The sequence below is a fragment of the Henriciella sp. genome (genome assembly GCF_049649345.1).
Lineage (GTDB): Bacteria > Pseudomonadota > Alphaproteobacteria > Caulobacterales > Hyphomonadaceae > Henriciella.
The window spans coordinates 1-7,961 of the sequence record NZ_JBARZC010000383.1; the positions used below are offsets into that span (position 1 = coordinate 1).

At 59.6% G+C, this 7,961-nt stretch carries 9 protein-coding genes; 2 read left to right on the top strand and 7 right to left on the bottom strand.

The window, feature by feature from the left end:
• Positions 1-222: glutathione S-transferase family protein (locus WA989_RS10395; RefSeq protein ID WP_424340426.1), on the top strand; the 222-nt coding region annotated here is incomplete at its 5' end.
• Between the two features lie 3 nt (positions 223-225).
• On the opposite strand, the gene WA989_RS10400 is transcribed toward WA989_RS10395, so the two are convergent.
• The 3 genes from WA989_RS10400 to WA989_RS10410 form a co-directional block, all read right to left on the bottom strand.
• On the bottom strand, positions 226-1,068 hold the full coding sequence (locus WA989_RS10400; protein ID WP_424340427.1) for an SDR family NAD(P)-dependent oxidoreductase: 843 nt from the start codon (positions 1,066-1,068) through the stop codon (positions 226-228).
• Between the two features lie 5 nt (positions 1,069-1,073).
• The gene (locus tag WA989_RS10405; protein WP_424340428.1) at positions 1,074-3,296 is read right to left on the bottom strand and encodes a TonB-dependent receptor; all 2,223 of its coding nucleotides are present in this window, start codon (positions 3,294-3,296) and stop codon (positions 1,074-1,076) included.
• 81 nt (positions 3,297-3,377) lie between these two features.
• Positions 3,378-3,773, bottom strand: a complete 396-nt coding sequence (locus WA989_RS10410) for a nuclear transport factor 2 family protein (RefSeq protein ID WP_424340429.1) — start codon at positions 3,771-3,773, stop codon at positions 3,378-3,380.
• A gap of 102 nt (positions 3,774-3,875) precedes the next feature.
• Here WA989_RS10410 and WA989_RS10415 point away from each other — a divergent pair, with 102 nt between their 5' ends.
• Positions 3,876-4,427 (top strand): hypothetical protein, encoded by a 552-nt coding sequence (locus WA989_RS10415; RefSeq protein ID WP_424340430.1) that lies wholly within the window; start codon positions 3,876-3,878, stop codon positions 4,425-4,427.
• Here WA989_RS10415 and WA989_RS10420 read toward each other — a convergent pair.
• The 4 genes from WA989_RS10420 to wrbA form a co-directional block, all read right to left on the bottom strand.
• A complete protein-coding gene (locus WA989_RS10420) occupies positions 4,394-5,734 on the bottom strand; it encodes an MFS transporter (protein ID WP_424340431.1) in 1,341 nt (446 codons plus the stop codon). The genes WA989_RS10415 and WA989_RS10420 overlap by 34 nt on opposite strands.
• Positions 5,735-5,806: 72 nt before the next feature.
• Positions 5,807-6,358 (bottom strand): MarR family winged helix-turn-helix transcriptional regulator, encoded by a 552-nt coding sequence (locus tag WA989_RS10425; protein WP_424340432.1) that lies wholly within the window; start codon positions 6,356-6,358, stop codon positions 5,807-5,809.
• A gap of 107 nt (positions 6,359-6,465) precedes the next feature.
• Positions 6,466-7,038, bottom strand: a complete 573-nt coding sequence (locus WA989_RS10430; protein WP_424340433.1) for a VOC family protein — start codon at positions 7,036-7,038, stop codon at positions 6,466-6,468.
• A 125-nt stretch (positions 7,039-7,163) separates the two neighbouring features.
• Positions 7,164-7,766, bottom strand: coding sequence for an NAD(P)H:quinone oxidoreductase (gene wrbA, locus WA989_RS10435; RefSeq protein ID WP_424340434.1), 603 nt, complete (start codon positions 7,764-7,766; stop codon positions 7,164-7,166).
• Positions 7,767-7,961: the final 195 nt, after the last annotated feature.

Sequence of the window (7,961 nt, forward strand, 5' to 3'; positions counted from 1 at the left end):
ACCCATGCCAATGCCGGCGAGCTGACGATGGCCGATCTCGCGATCGCGCCGATCCTTCGCTATGTGCAGCAATATCCGCCTGTGTTCGGTATGGATGATCCGATGTCCGGCCTTGCAAATGTCCGCGCCTATCACGAGAGCTGCCGCAAGGAGCCGCTGGTCGATGGTGCGCTGTCAAAGATCGAACAGGGCTGGGAGGCAATACGCTCAGGCCAGCACTGACGGTCAGCCCGCCCCGCCCTCATCTACCTCGAGTGATGAACGCGCCTCAGCGAGAATCCTCGCGACAGGTGATGTCGAGCTGGCATCCCACATGTGCGCCGGCGCAAGGCTCAACCCGCCATCCACGACAAGATTCGTGCCTGTCACAAAGGCCGCATCTGGGCTGGTCAGGTAGGCGACTGCTGCGGCGATGGCGTCTGCACTGCCCGGTCGCGGCAAGGGCTGGGCATCGTGGGCGCGGCTCTCGATCGCCTGGCGCAACACCTCACCCCGATCGGGCGTCAGCCCGCGCGTGCGCCCGAAGATCGGTGTCGGAATGAAGCCGGGAGACACGGCGTTCACCTGGATCCCGCGGCGCGCGAATTCAGCCGCAGCTTCTTCGGTGAGCTTGATCAAGGCCGCCTTCGCGACCGAATAGGCCGCCCCGCCCCAGCCTGGCTGAAGCCCGCAGATAGAGGCTATGTTGACGATGTTAGCGCTGGAGGAGCGCTCAAGCAGCGGCAGGAAAGCCGTGGTCATCCGCCGGGGCGCGCCGAGCAGCAGCTCGAAGGCGCTGTTCCAGCTCTGCGTGGTCATCTCTGCGATCGGGTAAGGGCTGCCAGCCCCGCCCGCATTGTTGACCAGAATGTCCAGCTTGCCGACATCCGCGTCCAGCTTCCGGACAACGGCCTCGACCGCCGCATCGCTGGTAACGTCACACTCGACGAATGTCGCGCCGCCAGGCTCATTGCGGTCCGCGAGGTCCGCATTGAAGACCCGGTCGCCGCGGGCAGAAAAACGGTCACAGATGGCTGCCCCTATACCGGAGGAGCCACCTGTGACCAACGCAACAGGTGGAGGTTCCATGTTGCCTAGTTGCGAAGCGTCATCTGAACACCGATCACGCGCGGCGGATCGATTGAATAGCTCTCGCTACCCGCCGTGAACGGTGTGCCGAGCGCATAACTCGAAGTCAGCTCGTCGGTGAGGTTGAGGCCGATAACGGCCAGCTCCCAATTGTCATTGATCGATCCGATACCGATCCGGGCATCAATCTTGGTGAACTCATCCTGATAGGATGCCGGGTTCAGATTATCGTCCAGGAAGATGCCGGAGCGGTAGCTCGCCGTGACATTGCCGGTCAGTTGCAGAGAGCTCGTGATCGGTGTGTCGAGATAGAGCCCGCCGGACGCTGACCATTCGGGTGCACGCGGGATGTCCGTACCGCCGATGTTTTCGAGGCAAACGCCTGGTGCAGGGTTCGGGTCATATAGGCAGAGCGCGTTCGGGAAGTCGTCATATTTAGCGTCAAGATAGGCCGCCGAGCCACGGAAAGTCAGTGGCTCACTTATGCGGGCCGTAAGACCCACTTCAATGCCCTGAGAGGTCGCATCCGCTGCGTTGCGGGTAATGGTCGCGTTCGCTGCAGGATCCCATGCCGAGACTTGCAGGTCTTCATACTTGGTCTGGAAGACGGCGACATTGAGCTGCGCACGCCCGTCGGCGAGGTCGAACTTGCCGCCAACTTCAACCGATTTGGAGACCTCGCCATCATAGGCGAAGCCGTCCTGCTCAACAGCGGTCGAGGCCGCCACGAAACCACCGCCTTTGGAGCCGCGCGCCAGCGAGACATAGAGCATGCCATTGTCGAGGAAGTATTGGAGCTGGACAGATGGATCGAGCTCAGTTTCCTCGATCTCGCCTTCGAGGTCCGTTTCCGACCAGGTCCCCGGCACACTACCGACATTGAACCGGTCATAGGTCGCCGACTTGGACTCGTTGGTGACCCGCACACCGCCCGTTAGTTGCCAGCGATCTGTAAACCGGTAGCTCGCCTGGCCATAAGCGGACAGGGAATCTGTCTCCTGGTCCATAGAGCGTGTACCGACCCCGTCGAACGTCGGAAGAAAGGTGATGGTGGACTGGGCCAGAATATCATCGCTTTCGGCGCGGTGGATATAGGCCCCGGCCAGCCAGCTGAATGGGCCGTCCGTCGGAGAGGCAAGCCGCAGCTCCTGCGACAACTGCCAGAAGGATTCGCCAAACTGGGTCTTGAAGAGGTTCGCCTCTGCAAAGTCGCTATCAACCTGGCGCAGATACGAGAATTCGGAATAGCCCGTGGTCGAGGTCAGCGTGTAGCCGCCGCCAAGGTCGAACTCGCCGGTAAGGGCGAGCACCGTTGAATCGCCGTCGTCAAACTCGTCGACCTCAGGCGATGTCGCGCGGGTAAATGTCTTCGGATCACCGAAGGCCGACGTCGAGAAAAAGTCATCCTCGTAGTCGTAGTCGAAATGGGTCGCCTTGAAAGTGAAGCGGGCGGCCGGGTTCAGATCATAGACAAGGGTGAGGCGGCCCTGGAGGCTTTCGCGCTGTGGGCCGGTCTGGTTCTTCGCAGTGTTGTACAGCCAGCCGTCACGGTCATCGAGGCGCAGGGCGATGCGGGCCCCAAGATTGTCGCTGAGCGGGCCGGATGCGACGGCAGTCGCCTCATAACCCTCGTCGCCTTCAAAGAAGCCTGTCGCCGTCAGCGAAAATTCTGTGTCCTGACCAGGATTTGCCGTCGTAATATTGATGGCACCTGAGGAGGTGTTCTTGCCAAGGAGCGCGCCCTGCGGGCCGCGCAGCACCTCGACCCGTTCGACATCGAGGAAATCCGAAGATGTCTGGCGGCCACGGCCGAGATAGATACCATCCACGAATAGGCCGACCGACGGTTCGAATGCCGGGTTGTTTGGCCCCGACCCGATGCCGCGAATATAGAGCGAAGGCACGCCCGGCGCAGGCTGGATGGTCAGGTTCGGGACGTAGAGCGACATACGTTCGAGGTTTGGAATGGCAAGATCGGCGAGCTGCTCGCCGGTCTGGACCTCGGCGGAAATCGGCACGTCCCGCAAACGCTCAACCCGTTTACGTGAATTGACCACGACTGGCTGGAGCTTGAGTGAGCTGCCCTGTGCGGTTTCGTTGGATGCATCGTCTGTGCCGGTCTCTGTCGCTGTGTCGCCAGCTTCCTGAGCGGAGGCCGGGACCGCGCAGAGCGTAGCCGAAAGGGCAATGGCAGCGGTGCCTGTGAACAGTTTGAACTTGCGGTACATTCTAATTTCCCTCCCAGGAAAGCCGTGTCTGCTCACTGGCAGATTCATTCGGCCTATTTGGTAAACTAATTAAACGATTTTCTAGGCTTCGTGCTGGACGACGCCCTTGAGTGGTGACTTGGCGGAGTCGCAGTATTCAGCGATCCGGAGAAAGCGTCCGTTGTCTGCAAATGTACAAAGGAAGCAGACGGGAAGACGCATCACTGTGCCGTCCTTGAGCTTTCCGTGGACGATGTGCTCCTGGACGAATCCGCCCTCGTGAAAGTGTCTGGACAGGACCTCGTATTTGCGGTCGGATACCCTGTCGAAGAACATGGTCAGCAGCTCAACGCTCTGCTTCATGTCGGTATTGGCCTCGTCGCGAGAATGCCAGATCCGGATGTCGGGATCATACATCGACCTGATCGTGTCGATGTCGCCCTTCTCGACCGCGCCGAAGAACGTGTTGGCGGCAAGCTCCATTTCTGAATGGTCCAATTATTCCTCCCATATGCTACTTCTTATTATTCGTTGACCACAGCATGGCGGCATGGTCATATTTTGTCAAATAATATGACAATATTTTGGAGGAGAAACAGAATGAATTGCGCCCAGGAGACGATTGGACTGGAATTTTTCGGCGCCTCGACAGAGGCTCCGCGCCCCGATGATGCCGCCCACTACAGATTTGAGCTTTGCGAGGCCCAGCGCGCGCCGAAGCCCTATCCTTACGCCTGGCTGGACCTTACCTCAGGCGCTGCCGCCTCTGCACCCGGCAGCGGCAACAAGCTCGCCCCATTCGTGCCCCGCCATGACTGGACCGGCACACCCAGTCCCGACTGGAGCGCGCCCTGCCTCATCGCCCTGACCAATGCGCAGGAGGGCCGCGAAAAAGAGTTCGACGACTGGTACTGGAACCAGCATTTCCCAGACGGTCTTCGTCTGCCCGGCTGCTTTGCTGGCCGACGTTATCACCGTGAGGCGGATGGGTCTGGCGAGTTCCGCCATCTTGCGATCTACCAGTTCGACCTCACTGACATGGCGGTCGCCGTCAATGCCGTCGCGGCGCGAAGCGGCACACCTGAAATGCCGCTGACCGATACGATCTCCAGCGTCTTTCAGGCCTGGTTCGTTTCGCCGTCAATGCGCTGAACGGCCGGGGCGTGCGTCTGTGAGACAAGCGCCCTGAAGGCTGGCAGTCCAGCGGTAATCATGGCGATCGCGATAACCGAGCTTCCAGCCGTGACGACGGCAAGAGCCGTCCCGATGCTGGAAGGGTCGCCGAAGACGGTCTCGACCAGGAGTGCGGTCACGAATGGTCCGACAGCCATGCCAATGACATTCGCCGCCATGAAATAGATTGCTACGATCAGGCCCCGCATCCGGCGCGGCGCGAGAAGCTGTATGGTGGCCCCCTGAAGCCCGCCCTGAATCAGCATCACGAATAGCGCCGGGACGAGCGTATAAGCGGCCAGCGATCCACTCCCGGTGAGATAGACCACGGCAAAGAGTGGAATTTGCAATGTCAGCGAGAAGAGGACGAGACGGGGTGTTGCATCGACAAGTCCGCGCGCAAAGAGACGGTCAGCGAGCCATCCTCCCGTGAGCAGGCCTGCCGTGCCACACACCGCCATACCAAAACCGAACAACGCGCCGACGCCGCCCTGGGAATAGTCGTGCACCCGCATGAAATAGGTCGGCCCCCAGAAAACGATCGCGATCGAAGCCATCGCCATGACCGCATAGCCGCCGAGCACCAGGCCGTAAGCTGATCGGTTCTGCAAAAGATGGCCGAGCACATCGCCGATGCTCGGCGCTGCCTCATCAGTATCTTCGCCATCGCTGCGCGGATCGCGGACGGTGAACATGAGCAGGATGAAGGGAATGCCGATGAGGCCGATGAGGACGAAACCAGCCCGCCAGCCATCGGTGCTTTCGGCAACATCAAAGAAGTTCAGCTTGTCGGAATTCTCCACGATCATGCCGACCAGCCACGTCGCAATGCCGCTGCCCAGCGTAATACCGAGCGTGTAGACACTCGTCGCCAGCGCCAGCCGGGTCGGCGGGAAATAGCTTGAGATGAGCGAGTAGGAGGCCGGGGACAGCGTAGCTTCGCCGAGGCCAACAAGCACACGGGCGGCAAGCAGCGTCGCAAACCCCGTGGCAAGGCCCGATGCGGATGTCGCCGCGCACCATACAATCATGCCGATGATGATAAGCCTCGGCCGGTTCCCGGTATCGGCAAACCGCCCGAGCACGATACCAGCCGTCGTATAGAGAAGCACGAAGGCAAGCCCAATCAGAAGGCTGATCTGGACCTCGGTCAGGTTGAGGTCCGTCCGGATCGGATCGACGGCGAGGCTCAGCGCGATTCGATCCATGAAGGCCACGACGTAGGCCGCCAGCAGCAGGATCAGCACATACCAGGAATAGGCGGGCGTTTTTTTACGCGGATTCATTCATGCCTCCCAATTGCCTCTAAACGGGCATTGGGTGAAGCATATTGCCTTAACAAATATCGTAAAGTTATTTTACGATATTTTTCTTCGGACGCCTCGTTTGGACCCGCGGCCGGAACGACTGTTGCGCTTCAGCGAGGCGCCTTCGGCGCTGGCGAAGTCTTCCTGGTACTTCTTGCCGGGACCGGTGCCTTCCCGCACAATGACGGGCGGGCCCCATTCGCGCTGGAGGATGGAGCGCAGATGCTCGAATTCGGCGTCGCCGATTTTATCGCCCAGCACTTTACCGAGCCCGTTGACAATCTTTCGGGCATCGCGCCGCATGGCCCGGCCAAGCTCTGTGAGCTGAACGATGCGCACGCGACCATCCGTCGGGTCGTCAACGAGTTCGAGGATGCCACGATCGACTAGCGCGCCGATCGTATGGTGGACAGCCTGACGGGTGAGGCGAAGACTGCGCGCGATATCCGCTGGACGGACATTGTTCAGCTGCACGTGCATCATAACCATCGACTCAGAGCGTGAGAGCTCCGGCCAGCCGAGGCTCTGCATGCTAAGCTGGAGACACTCATCATACCATTCGAACGCTTCGAGGAGGGTGACGATCAGGTATGGATTGCGCATGCATGATTCCCCGCTTTGCCTGGAAGGTTACTCCAGGCGCAGCCTTAAGGCCATAACCGGGGTCGCTTATTGAGGACTATCTGCAGACGCGGTCCGCAAGGCGCCCCTCATCTGACCCGGCCGCGCTTGTCCACCGACTCAGCCCCGAATTTCTGAACCTTCTGACCGCGCGTATGGCTGGTCCATCGTGCAAGCTCTTCTTTTAGACCCGCCCGTTCCCTCGCGAAGATCTCATCATGATCGTCACTCCTGACAGTCAGCTCGATCTGGATGCCGTTTGGATCGTACATGTAAACAGACTTGACAAAACCATGCTCTACCGGCCCAAGCGCTGAAACGCCCATGTCATTAATCCGCTTCTGCATAGCATCCAGCTCTGCTTCGCTGTCGACCTCGAAAGCAAAGTGCATATCGAAGCTTTCCTTGCGCTTGAACCAGCTCGGATCGGCCGAATTGGGAGCATCGAAAAATGCGATGTACTCCCCATTTGCCATACGGAAGAAGATATGGAGATAAGGGTCATCGTCTCCCGTGCCGGGCACAGTCTCCGACATGACGGCTCCTTCCACGGTCAGTCCGAGCACGTCCTCATAGAACCATCGCGTCTGTTCGGCATCGCGGCAGCGGAAGGCGCCGTGATGCACACCCTTGATTGGCGTATCGAGCTTTGCTGCGGTCATAAACACCTCCTGAAAAAGTCCTTCCCGGTCGCTGCAGATGCTCGATCCACGGATCCTTTTTGTCAAGTTTTTTAACGAAAGCACGCGTCGACCCACATCCCTCTTCAAGCTAAATCTTCTCTCCTCTAGCCGCGCAGTTTTGCCGCGACAGAGGCGACACGGCGTCCCTGGTAGCGCGCCGCCTCAAGGTCAACATCGGTTGGCATTTGCTGATCTGAACCAGCGGACACGCTCGTGGCACCGTAGGGTGTACCGGCTGCGTACATGGCGGAATCCGTGTATCCGGGCGGCACGATTATCATACCCAGATGAGCGAACGGCGCGAACAGAGTGAAATTGGTCAGTTCATTGCCGCCATGCCGGGTCGCCGTCGATGAGAATGCCGAACCCACTTTCCCGGCCAGCGCACCCTTGCTCCAGAGCCCGCCCAGCCCGTCAATGAACGCCTTCACCTCACTGCACACGAGTCCGAACCGCGTTGGCGAACCGAGGATAATGGCATCTGCCCATTCCGCATCTTCTGGTGTGGGAGCCTGATACGCTTCGTTCATCCGGCGTGCGGCCTCGGCCCAGCCGGGCACCTGCGTCATCACGGCGTCCGGTACAACTTCCCGGCACCGGCGAACCCGCAAAGTCGCCTTTTCTTCGCGTGCACCGTCGGCGATCGCATTCGCCAACAACTCGGTCGATCCATTGCGCGAATAGAATGCAACAAGAATCTTTACCATAACTCTGCTCCGACTTGCCCGGCGGCAACAATCGCAGTCTGCCGCATTAAGTCAAATTATTTGTCAATAAAAAGTTGGCAGCGCGCCACGTTCTGGCGCCCGAAAAAGGTAGGCATCAAACAGCGCAGACGAGTTTGCGCCAGTCCAACCATACCTTTCAGAAATCAATACGAGAGACCCCGGTGGATCATGCAC

Excerpts from the sequence above, each read along its gene's own strand:
- WA989_RS10400 (WP_424340427.1), bottom strand. The coding sequence starts at position 1,068 with ATGGAACCTCCACCTGTTGCGTTGGTCACAGGTGGCTCCTCCGGTATA.
- WA989_RS10405 (WP_424340428.1), bottom strand. The coding sequence starts at position 3,296 with ATGTACCGCAAGTTCAAACTGTTCACAGGCACCGCTGCCATTGCCCTT.
- WA989_RS10415 (WP_424340430.1), top strand. The coding sequence starts at position 3,876 with ATGAATTGCGCCCAGGAGACGATTGGACTGGAATTTTTCGGCGCCTCG.
- WA989_RS10420 (WP_424340431.1), bottom strand. The coding sequence starts at position 5,734 with ATGAATCCGCGTAAAAAAACGCCCGCCTATTCCTGGTATGTGCTGATC.
- WA989_RS10425 (WP_424340432.1), bottom strand. The coding sequence starts at position 6,358 with ATGCGCAATCCATACCTGATCGTCACCCTCCTCGAAGCGTTCGAATGG.
- WA989_RS10430 (WP_424340433.1), bottom strand. The coding sequence starts at position 7,038 with ATGACCGCAGCAAAGCTCGATACGCCAATCAAGGGTGTGCATCACGGC.
- wrbA (WP_424340434.1), bottom strand. The coding sequence starts at position 7,766 with ATGGTAAAGATTCTTGTTGCATTCTATTCGCGCAATGGATCGACCGAG.